12 protein-coding genes are annotated in these 15,367 nt (G+C 66.0%); 6 read left to right on the forward strand and 6 right to left on the reverse strand.

Annotated features, from left to right (window positions below; all coding sequences use genetic code 11):
• A partial coding sequence (locus A5695_RS16375) for an SDR family oxidoreductase (protein ID WP_068084069.1) occupies positions 1-652 on the reverse strand: 652 nt, incomplete at its 3' end.
• Between the two features lie 257 nt (positions 653-909).
• On the opposite strand from A5695_RS16375, the gene pstS (A5695_RS16380) reads away from it, so the two are divergent.
• From pstS (A5695_RS16380) to pstA, 4 genes are all read left to right on the forward strand, one after another.
• The gene (gene pstS, locus A5695_RS16380) at positions 910-2,016 is read left to right on the forward strand and encodes a phosphate ABC transporter substrate-binding protein PstS (RefSeq protein ID WP_068084072.1); all 1,107 of its coding nucleotides are present in this window, start codon (positions 910-912) and stop codon (positions 2,014-2,016) included.
• A 185-nt stretch (positions 2,017-2,201) separates the two neighbouring features.
• The gene (gene pstS / locus A5695_RS16385; RefSeq protein WP_068084077.1) at positions 2,202-3,317 is read left to right on the forward strand and encodes a phosphate ABC transporter substrate-binding protein PstS; all 1,116 of its coding nucleotides are present in this window, start codon (positions 2,202-2,204) and stop codon (positions 3,315-3,317) included.
• Between the two features lie 6 nt (positions 3,318-3,323).
• Positions 3,324-4,322 carry a phosphate ABC transporter permease subunit PstC gene (gene pstC / locus A5695_RS16390; protein ID WP_068084080.1) on the forward strand — a complete coding sequence of 333 codons (999 nt, stop codon included), beginning with the start codon at positions 3,324-3,326 and terminating at the stop codon, positions 4,320-4,322.
• Positions 4,319-5,221, forward strand: coding sequence for a phosphate ABC transporter permease PstA (gene pstA, locus A5695_RS16395; RefSeq protein WP_068084083.1), 903 nt, complete (start codon positions 4,319-4,321; stop codon positions 5,219-5,221). The genes pstC and pstA overlap by 4 nt, the downstream gene beginning before the upstream one ends.
• Before the next feature lie 18 nt (positions 5,222-5,239).
• On the opposite strand, the gene A5695_RS16400 is transcribed toward pstA, so the two are convergent.
• The 5 genes from A5695_RS16400 to A5695_RS16420 form a co-directional block, all read right to left on the reverse strand.
• Positions 5,240-6,148 (reverse strand): Ku protein, encoded by a 909-nt coding sequence (locus tag A5695_RS16400; protein ID WP_068084086.1) that lies wholly within the window; start codon positions 6,146-6,148, stop codon positions 5,240-5,242.
• An 89-nt stretch (positions 6,149-6,237) separates the two neighbouring features.
• The gene (locus A5695_RS16405; RefSeq protein WP_068084089.1) at positions 6,238-7,149 is read right to left on the reverse strand and encodes a carbohydrate kinase; all 912 of its coding nucleotides are present in this window, start codon (positions 7,147-7,149) and stop codon (positions 6,238-6,240) included.
• Complete coding sequence (locus A5695_RS16410; protein ID WP_068084092.1) at positions 7,146-8,558, reverse strand: mannitol dehydrogenase family protein; 1,413 nt, start codon at positions 8,556-8,558, stop codon at positions 7,146-7,148. The genes A5695_RS16405 and A5695_RS16410 overlap by 4 nt, the downstream gene beginning before the upstream one ends.
• Positions 8,559-8,663: 105 nt before the next feature.
• Positions 8,664-9,521, reverse strand: coding sequence for an HAD family phosphatase (locus A5695_RS16415; protein ID WP_068084094.1), 858 nt, complete (start codon positions 9,519-9,521; stop codon positions 8,664-8,666).
• The gene (locus A5695_RS16420) at positions 9,518-11,026 is read right to left on the reverse strand and encodes a mannitol dehydrogenase family protein (RefSeq protein ID WP_197515517.1); all 1,509 of its coding nucleotides are present in this window, start codon (positions 11,024-11,026) and stop codon (positions 9,518-9,520) included. The genes A5695_RS16415 and A5695_RS16420 overlap by 4 nt, the downstream gene beginning before the upstream one ends.
• Before the next feature lie 134 nt (positions 11,027-11,160).
• Here A5695_RS16420 and A5695_RS16425 point away from each other — a divergent pair, with 134 nt between their 5' ends.
• Together A5695_RS16425 and A5695_RS16430 are read left to right on the forward strand one after the other, a co-directional pair.
• A complete protein-coding gene (locus tag A5695_RS16425; protein ID WP_068084097.1) occupies positions 11,161-13,419 on the forward strand; it encodes an ATP-dependent DNA ligase in 2,259 nt (752 codons plus the stop codon).
• On the forward strand, positions 13,416-15,365 hold the full coding sequence (locus A5695_RS16430) for a fumarylacetoacetate hydrolase family protein (RefSeq protein WP_068084099.1): 1,950 nt from the start codon (positions 13,416-13,418) through the stop codon (positions 15,363-15,365). The genes A5695_RS16425 and A5695_RS16430 overlap by 4 nt, the downstream gene beginning before the upstream one ends.
• Positions 15,366-15,367 lie beyond the last annotated feature (2 nt).

Below are 15,367 nucleotides of genomic sequence, written 5' to 3' on the forward strand. Positions count from 1 at the left end.
GGTGCATGGGGGTGGCCTTCTCCATGGGCGCACGCAGCTCCTCGTTGGACGCGACCACGTCGAGCGCGGAGGTGAGGATCGATCCCGGTGCGATCGCGTTGACCCGGATGCGCGGGCACAGGTCTAGCGCGGTCAGCCGGGTGTAGTGGGACAGCGCGGCCTTCGCGGTGCCGTAGGCGGCGAAGCCCCGGCCGGCCAGCCGGCCCATGGTTGAGGTGATGTTGATGATGCTGCCCTCACCGGAGTGCTCGAGCATCAGGGGCACCGCCGCGACGGTCAGCGCGTGGGCGGTGGCGACATTGAAGGTGAACGCGTCCTTGAGGTCCTTGGTCGAGGTGGTCAGCAGTGTGTTCGGCATGGTTCCGCCGACGTTGTTGACGACGATGTCTAGTTTCCCGAAGGCCTCGACCGCCTGGCCGGCCAGCTCCGCGGTCGCCTCGGGATGGGCGAGGTCGGCGGCGACGATGTGCGCCCGTCGACCCGCGGCTCGGACCTGCTCGGCGACGCCTTCTAGTTGCGATTCCGTACGCGAGGCGATGAGGACATCGGCGCCCGCCTCGGCGAAAGCCAAGGCGATCGCTGCCCCGAGCCCGCGGCCGGCACCGGTGATGACGGCGACTTTGTCGTCGAGACGAAATCTGTCAAGGATCATTGCGGCCTCTCTTCGCCCAAGGTGTCAGCCGACACGGTAGCAAGCCATGCCGCATCGGATGCGGCATTTCTGGAACAGGTTCTACTTTTACATATGGGCCGGACGCCGCATCGCCCCGTGCCGGGGTGGACTCGGCGCCTCTCTCGTCCACTGCGAGAACATTCGCCCGGCATTAGCCTTAGTGCTGACCGTTTGGTCGGTGCGCACGGCTATCGAATGGTGGCGATCATGTTCGAACTTGTCCGTCGGGGATCATATTGGGGCTGAACCGGTTTGGCGCTGCGCTGAGCGTCGCGGCCGTCCTGACGCTGTCCGGCTGTGGGAGTAATGACAACGCGGCGGGTGGACGTCCCGCGACGGGCACGTCGGCCGCCAAGGTGAGCTGTGGCGGGGCCAAGTCGCTGAAGGCGAGCGGATCGACCGCCCAGGGCAACGCGATGACTCGCTTCATCAAGGCGTTCGAGCAAGCCTGCCCGGGCTGGACGCTGAACTACACGCCCAACGGCTCGGGCGCGGGAATCGGTGAATTCACGGGCAGCCAAACCGATTTCGCGGGGTCAGATTCACCCCTGGCACCCATCGAATACTTCGCGGCGCGTCAGCGTTGCGGTTCGCCGGCGTGGAATTTGCCGGTGGTGTTCGGGCCGATCGCGATCAGCTACAACGTCAAGGGCGTGACGTCGCTGAACCTGGATGGTCCGACGGCCGCCAAGATATTCAAGGGCGAGGTCACCGCGTGGAGCGATCCGGCCATTGCGGCGTTGAACCCGGGCGTGCCTCTACCCGCCGAGCCGATTCGGGTGATCTTCCGTAACGACCAGTCCGGCACCACGGACAATTTTCAGAAATACCTGGATTCCGCGGCCAACGGCGCCTGGGACAAGGGCATCGGAAAGACATTCAACGGCGGCGTCGGCGAGGGCGTCAGGGGCAACGACGGAACGTCGGCGGCGGTCAAGGCCACCGAGGGGTCGATCACCTACAACGAGTGGTCGTTCGCCCAGGCGCAGAAGCTCAACATGGCCAGGATCATCACGTCGGCCGGCCCGGACGCCGTGGCGATCAGCGCCGATTCGGTGGGCAAGACGATCGCGGGGGCCGACTTCACCGAGGACGGCAACGACCTGGTCGTTGACACCTTCTCCTTCTACAAACCGGCCCAGCCCGGTTCCTACCCCATCGTGCTCGCGACTTACGAGATCGTCTGTTCGAAGTATCCGGATCCCCAGGTCGCCGCGGCCGTCAAGGCTTTCCTGCACAGCACCGTCGGCGCGGGGCAGGACGGCCTGGCGGACAACGGATACATCCCGGTTCCCGAGTCGTTCAAACCCCGGTTGTCGGCGGCGATCGACGCCATTTCGTGAGCCCTCCCGCTTCCGGCGTGCGGGCCGCCCCCAAGCCGTTTGGCCAGCGACAATCGGCCGACAGCAATTTGCCCAACGTTAACCTTCTTGCTGTTAGCTTCCTTGCTGCGAGAGACGGCTCATCGCCGGGTAGCGGCCAGGAGAACGCCGCCAATCATGTTTCATCCGTACCGTTAGGAAGTGACTTGAAACTCAACCGATTCGGTGCCGCGCTGAGCGTTCTGACGGCTGCCGCGCTGGCGTTGTCGGGGTGCGGAAGCGACAACAACGCCAACGGCGGGAGCAGCGGGACGAGCGGCTCGGCGTCGGGCAAGGTCAGCTGCGGCGGTAAGAAGACGCTGAAGGCCAGCGGATCGACCGCCCAGGCCAACGCGATGACCCGCTTCGTCAACGCCTTCGAACAGGCCTGCCCGGGCCAGACGTTGAACTACACGGCCAATGGGTCGGGCGCGGGAATCAGTGAATTCAACGGCAACCAAACCGATTTCGGGGGCTCGGACTCGCCGCTAGCGGCGAAGGAATATGCCGCGGCGCAGCAGCGCTGCGGCTCGCCGGCATGGAACCTGCCGGTGGTGTTCGGCCCGATCGCCATCACCTACAACGTCAAGGGTTTGAGTTCGCTGAGCCTGGACGGACCCGCGGCGGCGAAGATCTTCAACGGCGCCATCACGACGTGGAACGACCCGGCAATCGCGGCGCTGAACCCCGGTGTCACGTTGCCCGCCGAGCCGATCCATGTGGTGTTCCGCAACGACGAATCCGGCACCACGGACAACTTCCAGAAGTACCTTGACGCCGCCTCGAACGGCGCGTGGGGCAAGGGGGCCGGCAAGACGTTCAAGGGCGGTGTCGGCGAGGGCGCCAAGGGCAACGACGGAACGTCGGCGGCCATCAAGGCCACCGAGGGGTCGATCACCTACAACGAGTGGTCGTTCGCCGAGGCGCAGAAACTGGACATGGCCAAGGTCGTCACGTCGGCCGGCCCGGACGCGGTGGCGATCAGCGCCGACTCGGTCGGCAAGACCATCTCCGGCGCCAAGATCAACGGGCAGGGCAACGACCTGGTGCTGGACACGCTCTCCTTCTACAAGCCGACCCAGCCCGGGTCATACCCGATCGTGCTGGCGACATACGAGATCGTTTGCTCGAAGTATCCCGACTCCCAGGTCGGCTCGGCGGTCAAGGCTTTCCTGCAAAGTACGATCGGTGCGGGGCAGAGTGGCCTGGCCGACAATGGGTACATTCCCATTCCGGATTCGTTCAAGTCGAGACTGTCGGCTTCGATCAACGCCATCACGTGATTTGAGGTGGTCGTGACCCGAGGAGCGGTAGCCAGCCCGTCGACCACGGAAAAACCTGCGCTCACGGCGCTGGGCGCACCCTCAGGTCGACGGGGTGACCGGCTGTTCAAGTTGGCGACCGCCGCCGCCGGTTCGACGATCGTGGCCGCGATCCTGCTGATCGCGGTGTTCTTGCTGATCCGTGCCGTTCCGTCGTTGCGGGCCAACCACGCGAACTTCTTCACCAGTGCCCAGTTCAGTACCACCGATCCGGGCAGGCTCGCGTTCGGCATCCGTGACCTGTTGATGGTCACGGTGCTCAGCTCGATCACCGCGCTGGTGCTCGCGGTGCCGATTGCGGTGGGTATCGCGGTGTTCCTCACCCAATATGCCCCCAAGCGACTGGCTCGCCCGTTCGGGGCCGTCGTTGACCTGCTGGCCGCGGTGCCCTCGATCATCTTCGGGTTGTGGGGCATCTTCGTGCTGGCGCCCAAGATCGAGCCCGTCGCCGCGTTCCTCAATCGCCACCTGGGCTGGTTCTTCCTGTTCAAGCAGGGCAACGTGTCGCTCGCCGGTGGCGGCACCATCTTCACCGCGGGCATCGTGCTTTCGGCGATGATTCTGCCGATCATCACGTCGGTCTCGCGGGAGGTATTCCGCCAGACCCCGCACATCCAGATGGAGGCCGCGCAGGCGCTGGGGGCCACCAAGTGGGAGGTGGTGCGGATGACCGTGCTGCCGTTCGGTCGCAGCGGTGTCATCGCGGCATCCATGTTGGGGTTGGGCCGGGCGCTCGGCGAGACGGTGGCGGTGCTGATCATCCTGCGTTCGGCCGCACGCCCCGGAACTTGGTCGCTGTTCGACGGCGGCTACACGTTCGCCTCGAAAATTGCCTCGGCGGCAGCCGAATTCAGTGAACCGTTACCCACCGGGGCCTACATCGCCGCGGGATTCGCGCTGTTCGTCTTGACATTCGTCGTCAACGCACTGGCTCGCGCCGTCGCCGGTGGGAAGGTCAACGGATGACGGTCAACGTTTTCGACCGGCCGGTCAAAGCGCAGGCCTTCCGGCCCGTCAGCATCCGCCGGCGGCTCACCAACGACGCGGCGACGGTCTTCTTCGTCGCCTCGTTCCTCATCGCCCTGGTGCCGCTGGCTTGGGTCCTGTCGGTCGTGATAGCCCGGGGCTGGTATGCGGTCACCCGGACGGGTTGGTGGACCCATTCGCTGCACGGCATCCTGCCGGAGCAGTTCGCCGGCGGGATCTATCACGCGTTGTACGGAACCGTGGTGCAGGCCGGGGTGGCCGCGCTGCTGTCCGTGCCGCTGGGGCTGATGACCGCAGTCTTCCTGGTGGAATACGGGTCCGGCCGGTTGGTACGGCTGACAACCTTCATGGTGGACGTGCTCGCCGGCGTGCCCTCGATCGTGGCTGCGCTGTTCATCTTCAGCCTCTGGATCGCCACGCTGGGATTCCAGCAGAGCTCCTTCGCGGTTTCGCTGGCGCTGGTTTTGTTGATGCTGCCGGTGGTGGTGCGGTCCGCCGAGGAGATGCTCAGGCTGGTGCCCGACGACCTGCGGGAGGCGAGCTACGCGCTCGGTGTTCCCAAGTGGAAGACCATCATGCGGATCGTCTTCCCGATCGCCATGCCCGGCATCGTCTCCGGCGTCTTGTTGTCGGTCGCGCGGGTCATCGGGGAAACCGCCCCGGTGCTGGTGCTGGTGGGCTACAGCCGCTCGATCAACCTCGACGTTTTCCACGGCAACATGGCGTCGCTGCCGTTGCTGATCTACACCGAACTCACCAACCCCGAACACGCGGGGTTCCTGCGCATCTGGGGTGCGGCGCTGAGCCTGATCATCATGGTCGCCGTGATCAACCTGATCGCGGCGGCGACCCGGTTCCTGGCGACGCGCCGGCGCTGAGCACGCGCCTGGTCCGGGTCAGGACTTCGACGCGGCCTTCTTGGCAGGTGCCTTCTTCGCCGTCGTCTTCTTTGCGGTGGTCTTCTTGGCGGCCGTTTTCTTGGCCGGTGCCTTCTTGGCCGGGGCCTTGCCATCGCCCGAACGAGCCTTCACGCTGGCCTCCAGCTTGGCCAGCAGGTCGGAGACATCCTCGGTCTCGTCGAGCTCCTTCGGCTGCTCCTCGGTGGTAAACGCCTCACCGCCTTCGAGTTTCGCGTCGATCAGCTCCTGCAGCTGCTCCTGATAGGTGTCGTGATAGCGGTCCGGGTTGAAGTCTTCGGCCATCGACTCCACCACCTGACCGGCCATTTTCAGTTCCGCGGGCTTGATTTCGACCTCCTTGTCGAGCACCGGGAAGTCCGGGTCGCGGATCTCGTCGGGCCACAACAGGGTGTGCACCATCATCACGTCGCGCTTGCCGAAGTCTTTGACGCGCAACGCCGCCAGCCGCGTCTTGTTGCGCAACGTGAAGTGGACGATCGCCATCCGGTCGGTCTCGGCGAGCGTCTTCGCCAGCAGCACATACGATTTCGATGACTTGGAGTCCGGCTCCAGGAAATAGCTCCGGTCGAACAGCATGGGGTCGACCTCTTGGGCGGGAACGAACTCCAGTACCTCGATTTCGCGGCTGCGTTCTTCGGGCAGGGTGGAGATGTCGTCGTCGGTGATGATGACCATCTGTCCGTCGTCGGATTCGAACGCCCGGGCGATGTCACGGTATTCGACGACCTCGCCGTCCACTTCGCACACGCGTTGGTATCGGATGCGGCCGTTGTCCTTGGCGTGCACCTGATGGAACTTGATGTCGTGGTCCTGGGTGGCGCTGTACACCTTGACCGGGACGTTGACCAGCCCGAATGCGATCGAGCCCTTCCAGATGGAGCGCATGTAAGTCAGTATGCCCATACTGTTCGCCGGCTAACAGGACGCGGGGCCGTTGCGCCCAGCTCGTGACCGCATTGAAGCCGGCCGGGAGGTTACCGCCGGTTTGCCTGGGCCCCCAGCTCCGCGCGGTCGGGGAGCTGCGCCCCGGCGCGGCCCACGGTCGCCGCAGACGACAGAGTCGCCGTGTCGAGCGCTCCGGTCAGGGCGTCGATCGAGATGCTGCGCAGGGCGGCCCGCCGGTCGGCGCCCAGCACATCCATGCCCCACAGCGCGTCGAGCAGGCCGACCATGAACGCGTCGCCGGCGCCGACGGTGTCCACCACGTGGACCGGTCTGGCGGCCACGCGTGCCTCGCCGGCCGAGCACAGCGCAACCGCACCACGGGCACCCATCGTCACCACGACGATCGCCGGTCCCGACGCCAACCATGTCCGAGCCGTCTGTTCCGGCTCGCGCCCGGGGTCGATCCAGCGCAGGTCCTCGTCGCTGACCTTGACGATGTCGCTGCGCTCGATCAGGTGCTCGATACGTGCGCGGCCCGAATCGCGGTCGGCGATCAGCGACGGCCGCACGTTGGGATCGAAGGTGACCGTGGCCGAGAGGCGGTACCTCTCGACCAACGCCGCGACCGCCAGGCAGCCCGGTTCGCGTATCGCGGCGATGGACCCGGTGTGCACCAACACCGGAGGTGGTACCTCGGGTGTGCCGGAAAGCCGCCACTGAAGGTCAAACGTGTAGGTGGCGGAACCATCCTCGGTCAGGGTCGCTGCCGCGGTCGGTGTCCGGGTGGCCGTAATGCTGCCCGGCACAAGCTGTACGCCCGCGCTTTTCACGTATTCGGCGATACGCCGGCCATGTGGGTCGTCGGCAATGTGGGTCAAAAAGTCGACGGGCCGGCCCAGCCGGCTGAGTCCGACGGCGACGTTGAGCGGACTGCCACCCACATGCTCGTTGCCATCGACGATGTCGATCAGCGATTCACCGATCACCAGCCCGCGGGTCATCGCACCAAAGCCTCCAGCGTTGCCCGAGCTCCCTTGTGGTGCAACGAGTCCAGCGCCCAGCGATACGCCTCGACAAACCGTGGTTGGTGGGCCAGATCGCAGAACACGGCGGTCACCTCGATAAACACGGTGGGATTCTGGTGTTGCGATCGGGCGATCGGAATGAGCGAATCCGCGAGTTGGTCCACCACTTCGTACGGTTTACCCCATTCATCGGTGCCCTCGGCGTAGCGCGCCCAGCTGGCCACCGCCGCGGCCGCCAGCTGAACCGGCCCGTCGTTGGCCAGGTTGTCGCAGATGACGGGAAACAGCCATTTCGGGATGCGGTCCGATGAGTAGGCACAGATGCGCGCGACGGTGTCGCGCACGGCTGGGTTGGCGAACCGCTCGACCAGCGTGCGGCCGTACTCGTGCAGGTCTATTCCCGGCACTGGCGGCAGGGTGGGGATCGCCTCCGTGTCGAAGTACGAGAGCAGGAATGCGGCGAACAGTGGATCGCGCGCCGCCTCGTGGACGAACCGGAAGCCACATAGATGGGCGAAGTAGGCCAGGCACTGATGCCCCGCGTTGAGCAGCCGCAGCTTCATCAATTCGTACGGGCGCACGTCGTCGACCATCAGCACACCCGCCTGCTCGAGTGGGGGCCTGCCGTCGGCGAAGTCGTCTTCGATCACCCAGGCGGTGAAGGGTTCGGCCACCACCGGCCACCTGTCGTCGACACCGAAGTCGCGCCGCACTTCCGCGGCCATCTCCAAAGTCGTTGCCGGAGTGATGCGATCGACCATCGAACTGGGGAAGCGGGCGTTGCTCGCCACCCACTCGGCCAACGCGGGATCCCTGCGTTCGGCACCGGCGAGCACGGTGCGCTTGGCGACCTCGCCGTTGTTCTCGATGTTGTCGCAGGAAACGATTGTCGGCGCGGGAATTCCGCGATCACGCCGCCTGGCGAGGGCCTCGGTGATCAACGCGAACGCCGGCCCATCCGGATCGCGGTACCCGCCCTCGGTGATGGTCAGCGAAATGATCCGGGTGGAGGCCGCAGCGAGCACCTCTAACGCTGATTCCGGATCGTCCGGGGCGTAGCGGTAGTCCACGATCGACCCGATTACTTGGGCGTCGCGGCTGCCGTTGGGATTCTCCAAGATCAGCGTATACAGCCCGTCCTGACCGTTGAGGACGTCGCGCATGGTCCAGTCGGTGGGCAGCGCCCCGACGCCGCAGATGCCCCAGTCGCGTGCCAGACCCTGCTGCAGCAGCAGATTGATGTACGCCGCCTGATGCGCCCGGTGGAAATGCCCGGCGCCGATATGCGCGATACCGACGGTCACGCTGCCGCGGTCATAGTTCGGCGCGTCGATCGGCAGTTCGGAAAGCGTCGCATTGTTCAGCTTGATCGCGCTAGCCACCATTGGCCAACTCCTCACCGGGCCACGGTCCCGAATGTTACTGGGCTCGCAGCACCTCTCGTATGACGGCCGCGGGCCGAAGCCCGGCGGCTTGGGCCGGCCGATGCCCTACGCGAGCGGGGAACCTGCGGTCGTCACCGCCGACGACAGCAGGACATCGGCGAGCGCACGCCACGAATCGGTTATCGCGACTGCACCGGCATCGATCAAATCCGCTCGGCGGCAATCCCGTTCGTCGGGCGGCACAAACATCAGATTGCCAACGGTGGCGTAGCCTGCGGCGACCGCGGAGCTCACCCCGGCAACCGAGTCTTCGATGGCCAGGCCTTGTTCTGCCGCGACGCCCATCACCTGACCGGAATGCAGATACACCGCCGGGTCGGGTTTGCTTGTGGGCACAGCAAGCGAATCCTCCGCGCTGAAGGTCACCGCCTCCGATATCAGCGAGTCGATGCCGGTAGCGGCGAAACAGGCGCGCAGGCGCTTGGTGGCGCTGGAGCTCACGGCCGCGAGCGCGTAGCGCGGCGCCAGGTCGCGCAGCGGTTCGAGTACCCGCGGGTCGGGGGTCAGCGTGACGGCGAGATGCGCGGTGACCCGTTCGCGCTCCTCGAGTACCCACTGCTCGAGTTCGTCGGCCGACAACGCGGCGCCCTTCGCCACGTCGTCGGCGGAGGCAACCACCGCTGCGGGAAGGCTGTGCGCCAACGTCGCATCGAGCGGCAGTCGGCATTGGGTCGCCAGGTCGAGCGCCATGGCGCGGAAGTTCTTTCCAACGGCCCGCTTACGCAACTCCTCCGAGTCGAGTGGAGCGGTCACGCCGAACCTGGCCAGGAAACGATTCATCACCTGGGTCGACGCTTCGAACGCCGGCCGTTCCGAAGCGAACAGGTTGTCGTCGGCGTCGCAAAGCAAGGTCGTGATCGGCGCCGGGTCGAAAGTGCGCACAAAGGCCAGGCCGTCTTTCATCGTGTCACCAACTCTCGCTCGTCGTTGCGCATCGCGTCACGCAGCGTGGGCAATACACCGCGGGTGTCGATATCGGCGATCATGTCGCCGAGGCGACGCGCGAAACCGGGAACGGCGCGGAGCTCGGCGAACATGGCATGCCGCAGCAGGGGATCAGGGTTATTGCCGGCCATGTTGGCCAACCTAGCCACCGGGATCGCCTGCGAGTCCTCGAGGCGGAGTCGGCGGCCCTGGAGGTCGTGGCCGCGCATATACCGAGCCCATCCGGCAACGGCCAATGTCAGCAGCGTGTGCGGTCTGCCCTGCGCGATCGCCTCCTGCAGGGACGGCAGCACAAAGGAGTTGATTTTGGTGGTGCCCCGCCGGGCGAGCCGCGACAATTGGTCACTCATGCGGGGATTGCTGAGCCGATCGAGCAAGGTGGCGCGGTACGCCGGGGTGTTCATCCCGGGAACCGCGGGCAGCAATGGCTGAATCTCCTCACGCAGCAGGGTCTCGACGTAGTCGAATAGGACACGGTCCCGCATCGCTTCGTCGGTGCGTTGGTAACCGGCCAGTGTCGCCAAGCACGCGAGCGCGATATGGGTTCCGTTGAGCAGACGCGTCTTGATCAGCTTGTGTTCGCTGACATCGGCAACGAATTCGGCGCCGACCTCCTCCAGCGGCGGGCGCCCATTGCTGAACGAATCCTCGATCACCCATTGGCGATACGGTTCGGTCACGACCGGACACTTGTCGGCCACGCCGAAGGTCTGCTCGACGAACGTGCGCTCCGAATTCGAGGTTTGCGGGGTGATGCGGTCGACCATCGTCGACGGGAACGCGACGTGCCTTTCGATCCAGCGAGCCAGCGCCGCATCTTTGCACGCAGCGAACGAGACCAGCGCGGTTCTCGCCGGCCGGGTATCGCCGGGAATGTTGTCGCAGCAGAGCACGGTGAACGGCGCGAGCCCTGAGCGGCGGCGCCGGTCGAGGGCCTCGGCCAGATACCCCCATGCGGTGGCATAGCCATCGGACGCGACCAGGTCGGCCCGCACGTCGGGGTGGTTGACGTCGAACTCGTCGGTGACCGGATCCAGGAAGTATCCGTTGTCGGTGATCGTCAGGCTGACGATGCGGGTTTGCGGATCTGCCAGGGCGGCGCGGACCGCCGCGCCATCATTCGGAGCGAAATGCACGGAGCCGATCGAGCCGACGACGCGGGCGGTCTGGCCGTCATGGCCGCGCTGTACCACGGTGTATAGCCCGTCCTGTGCCGACAGCAAGTCTTTGGCCTCCGGGGAGTGCAGATTGACACCGGTGACGCCCCACCGATGTGAAATCCCCGAGCGGGCAAGGTCATCGAAGTAAACGGCCTGATGGGCGCGGTGGAAGTTGCCTGCACCGATGTGCACGACGCTGCGCTGCAGGGCCGATCTCTCGTAGGTGGGTACCGCGATTCGCTGGGAGTGCAGTCCGAGGGTGGCATTGCTGAGGGGGACGCCGCCTTCTGGACGTCTGGACATTATGCGCATCGCTATCCCTTGCCCGCGCGGCCCGCGAGACTAACGCCTTCGTGACTGATGTCACAGAAATTTACGTTTGAGACATAATCCGTGGTGGTAACAATGATCACTCTTCGGGCGCGTAGGTTGACAACATGGCACCGCGGGTGAAACTCACCAATGCCGACAAGGTGCTCTACCCCGCCACCGGCACCACCAAGCGGGATGTCTTCGACTACTACACCCGCATCGCCGAGGTGATGATCCCGCATATCGCCGGACGCCCGGCCACCCGCAAGCGCTGGCCGAATGGCGTTGAGGAGTCATCGTTTTTCGAAAAGCAGCTGGCCTCCTCGGCGCCGGAATGGTTGCCCCGCGCCAGCGTCACGCACCGTTCCGGGACCACGACTTATCCGATCGTCGACAGCCTCGACGGTTTGGCGTGGATCGCGCAACAGGCCGCGCTGGAGGTGCACGTGCCCCAATGGAGGTTCGTTGCCGAATGGACCCGAAGCAAGGCCGAGGCGCTCAAGCCCGGCCCGGCGACCCGGCTGGTGTTCGACCTCGACCCTGGCGACGGTGTGACCATGGCCCAGCTGGCCGAGGTGGCCCACGCCGTTCGCGACCTCATCGACGGGATCGGGCTGACCCTGTTCCCGCTCACCAGTGGCAGCAAGGGCCTGCACCTCTACGCGCCGCTGGCGGAGCCGGTGAGCAGCAGGGGCGCGACGGTGTTGGCGAAACGCGTTGCCCAGCAACTGGAAAAGTCGATGCCAAAACTGGTCACGTCGACCATGACGCGAAGCCTGCGAGCGGGCAAGGTGTTCCTCGACTGGAGCCAGAACAACGGCGCAAAGACCACGATCGCCCCGTATTCGTTGCGCGGACGCGAACACCCGACGGTCGCGGCCCCGCGCACGTGGGAGGAGATCGACGATCCCGCGTCGCTGCGTCAGTTGCGCTACGACGAGGTGCTGGGCCGGGTGGCGCGCGACGGGGATCTGCTGGCGGCACTGGACAACGACGTCGCCGTCCCCGACCGGTTGACGAAGTACCGCAGCATGCGGGACGCGTCGAAAACCCCTGAGCCGGTCCCGCGCGCGAAACCCCAAACCGGCCACGGCAATTCGTTCGTCATCCAGGAGCACCACGCCCGCAGGCTGCACTACGACTTCCGGCTGGAGAAAGACGGCGTGCTGGTGTCGTGGGCGGTGCCGAAAAACCTCCCCGAGTCCACATCCGTGAACCACCTGGCAGTACACACCGAGGACCACCCGTTGGAATACGCCACGTTCGAGGGCAACATTCCCAAAGGGGAGTACGGCGCCGGGAAGGTGATCATCTGGGACGCCGGAACCTACGAGGCGGAGAAGTTTCGCGATGACGAGGTGATCGTCAATCTGCACGGCACTAAGGTTTCCGGCCGCTACGCGCTGATCCACACCAAGGGTGACCAGTGGCTGGCGCACCGCATGAAAGATCAGAAGACCTTCGACTTCGACGGGCTCGCGCCCATGCTCGCCACCCACGGCTCGATCGGGGCGTGCAAGGCGAGCCAGTGGGCGTTCGAAGGCAAATGGGACGGCTACCGGCTGCTCGTCGAGATCGACCACGGCAGCCTGCGGGTGCGCTCCCGCCGCGGCCGGGAAGTCACCAACGAATACCCCCAATTGCGGTCGCTGGCAGACGATCTCGCCGAGCATCACGTGGTGCTCGACGGGGAGGCCGTCGTCCTGGACGCATCCGGCGCGCCCAGCTTTCACGCGATGCAGAACCGAGGCCGCGGCAGCCTCGTGCAGTTTTGGGCGTTCGACCTGCTCTACCTCGACGGCCGCTCGCTGCTGCGGGCGCGCTACCAAGACCGCCGAAAGTTGTTGGAAACGTTGGCCAGTGGTAGCGAGCTCATCGTGCCCGAGTTGCTGCCCGGCAACGGGAAGCAGGCGCTGGAGCACTCCGGCAGGCACGGCTGGGAGGGCGTTGTCGCCAAGAAGCGTGACTCCACCTATCAACCGGGCCGACGCTCGGTGTCGTGGATCAAGGACAAGCATTGGAACACCCAGGAAGTCGTCATCGGTGGGTGGAAGGCCGGCGAGGGCGGACGCAGCAGCGGCATCGGCTCCCTACTGATGGGCATCCCGACCGACGGCGGCCTGCACTTCGCGGGGCGGGTCGGTACCGGATTCACCGAACGTGACCTGGCGAGCCTGAAGAAGACCCTGGCACCCCTGCACACCGACCGGTCGCCCTTCAGCCCACCGCTTCCTCGCAGCGAGGCCAAGGGTGTGACGTTCGTCGAGCCGGTGCTGGTGGGGGAGGTGCGCTACAGCGAATGGACGCCGGATGATCGCCTGCGCCAATCGAGTTGGCGTGGGCTGCGGCCGGATAAGGAACCGAATGAGGTGGTGCGCGAATGAAATGGGTGACCTACCTTGATGCCGACGGCGAACGCACCGGGGTGCTCTCGGGTGATGCGATCTGCCCGATGCCCGCGGGCGTAACGCTGCTGGACCTGATCGGCCGCGGCGCCGATAGCCTGCGCGCGGCCGGGGAGCAAGCGCTGCGCGCCGCGAAGACCGTGCCGCTGGGTGCGGTGCGGCTGCTGGCGCCGATCCCGCGGCCGCCGTCCATCCGCGACTCGCTGTGCTTTCTGGATCACATGCGCAACTGCCAGGCCGCGCTGGGCGCCGGCCGCACGCTCGCCGACACCTGGTATCGCATACCGGCGTTCTATTTCGCCTGCCCGGCAACGGTTTTAGGGCCCTACGACGATGCTCCCACCGCTCCCGGAACCGCCTGGCAGGACTTCGAATTGGAGATCGCCGCCGTCATCGGAACCGGTGGGCGCGACCTGACCGTAGACCAAGCCGAACGGGCCATCATCGGCTACACCATTTTCAACGACTGGTCTGCGCGCGATCTGCAGCAGATGGAAAGCCAACTCGGGATCGGCCAGGGCAAAGGCAAGGACAGCGGTGTCACGCTGGGCCCGTATCTGGTGACGCCCGACGAGCTCGAGCCGTACCGGCGCGCCGGCCGACTGGACCTGCGGGTGACCGCATTGGTCAACGACGCCGTGATCGGTTCGGGCTCGACCGCCCAAATGGATTGGAGCTTCGGCGAAGTCATCTCCTACGCCTCACGCGGCGTGACCCTGGCCCCCGGTGACATCATCGGCTCCGGCACCGTCCCGACGTGCACGCTCGTCGAGCACCTCAACCCGGCGGCCCTGGACTCGTTTCCCGGCTGGCTGCACGACGGCGACATCGTCACACTCCAGGTCCAAGGGCTCGGGGAGACGCGGCAAACCGTGCGCGACAGCCCCGCACCGCACCCCTTGGCGGCCCGGCCCAATCCGGACGCCGCGCCTCCGGCGCCGCGGGTGAACCGGGCGCCGGCCAAAGTGCCCTACACCCGCGGCCTGCACGAGGTGGCCGATCGGGTGTGGGCCTGGACGCTGCCAGACGGGGGCTACGGATGGAGCAACGCCGGACTGGTCGCCGGCGACGGCGCGTCGCTGCTCGTGGACACCCTCTTCGACCTGGCACTGACCCGTGAAATGCTCGCGGCGATGCGGGATATCACCTCGTCGGCGCCCATCACCGACGCGCTGATCACCCACTCCAACGGAGACCACACCCACGGCAACCAACTGCTCGACGCCTCGGTGCGGATCATCGCCGCGCGGGGGACCGCCGAGGAGATCGCGCACGGCATGGCGCCCGAGATGCTGGCGATGGCGCAGACCGCGAACCTCGGCCCGGTCGCTACCCCCTACACGCGAGACCGGTTCGGACACTTCGACTTCAGCGGGATCACGGTGCGCAACGCCGACCAGACGTTCGACCGCGAGCTGACCATCGAGGTGGGTGGGCGGCGCATCGACTTGTTGAATCTGGGCCCCGCCCACACCGCTGCGGATTCGGTGGCATACGTGCCCGATGCGGGCGTCCTCTTCGGTGGCGACCTGCTGTTCATCGGCTGCACCCCGATCGTGTGGGCCGGCCCGATCGACAACTGGATCGCCGCGTGCGACACGATGATCGCGCTCGACGCGCCGACGGTCGTGCCCGGGCACGGCCCCGTCAGCGATCCCGACGGAATCCGCGCGGTGCGGGGGTATCTCGCGCATGTCTGTGAGCAATCCGAGGCCGCTTACCGCAGGGGGCTGTCGTGGTCGGAGGCGGCCGATACGATCGATCTCGGTGAGTATGCGACCTGGCTGGATGCGGAGCGGGTCGTCGTCAACGTCTATCAGCGGTACCGCGAACTGGACCCCCAGACCCCGCAGCTGGAGGTCATGGCCCTACTGGTGATGCAGGCCGAGTGGCTGGCCAAGAGGGGCGCCCAGTGCGGGCCCTAGGT

This window comes from Mycobacterium sp. E1747 (genome assembly GCF_001667775.1).
Taxonomy (GTDB): domain Bacteria; phylum Actinomycetota; class Actinomycetes; order Mycobacteriales; family Mycobacteriaceae; genus Mycobacterium.

Bases quoted from the DNA above. Each gene is read 5' to 3' on its own strand.
- pstA (WP_068084083.1), top strand. From the start codon at position 4,319: ATGACGGTCAACGTTTTCGACCGGCCGGTCAAAGCGCAGGCCTTCCGG.
- A5695_RS16400 (WP_068084086.1), bottom strand. From the start codon at position 6,148: ATGCGCTCCATCTGGAAGGGCTCGATCGCATTCGGGCTGGTCAACGTC.
- A5695_RS16405 (WP_068084089.1), bottom strand. From the start codon at position 7,149: ATGACCCGCGGGCTGGTGATCGGTGAATCGCTGATCGACATCGTCGAT.
- A5695_RS16410 (WP_068084092.1), bottom strand. From the start codon at position 8,558: ATGGTGGCTAGCGCGATCAAGCTGAACAATGCGACGCTTTCCGAACTG.
- A5695_RS16415 (WP_068084094.1), bottom strand. From the start codon at position 9,521: ATGAAAGACGGCCTGGCCTTTGTGCGCACTTTCGACCCGGCGCCGATC.
- A5695_RS16420 (WP_197515517.1), bottom strand. From the start codon at position 11,026: ATGTCCAGACGTCCAGAAGGCGGCGTCCCCCTCAGCAATGCCACCCTC.
- A5695_RS16425 (WP_068084097.1), top strand. From the start codon at position 11,161: ATGGCACCGCGGGTGAAACTCACCAATGCCGACAAGGTGCTCTACCCC.
- A5695_RS16430 (WP_068084099.1), top strand. From the start codon at position 13,416: ATGAAATGGGTGACCTACCTTGATGCCGACGGCGAACGCACCGGGGTG.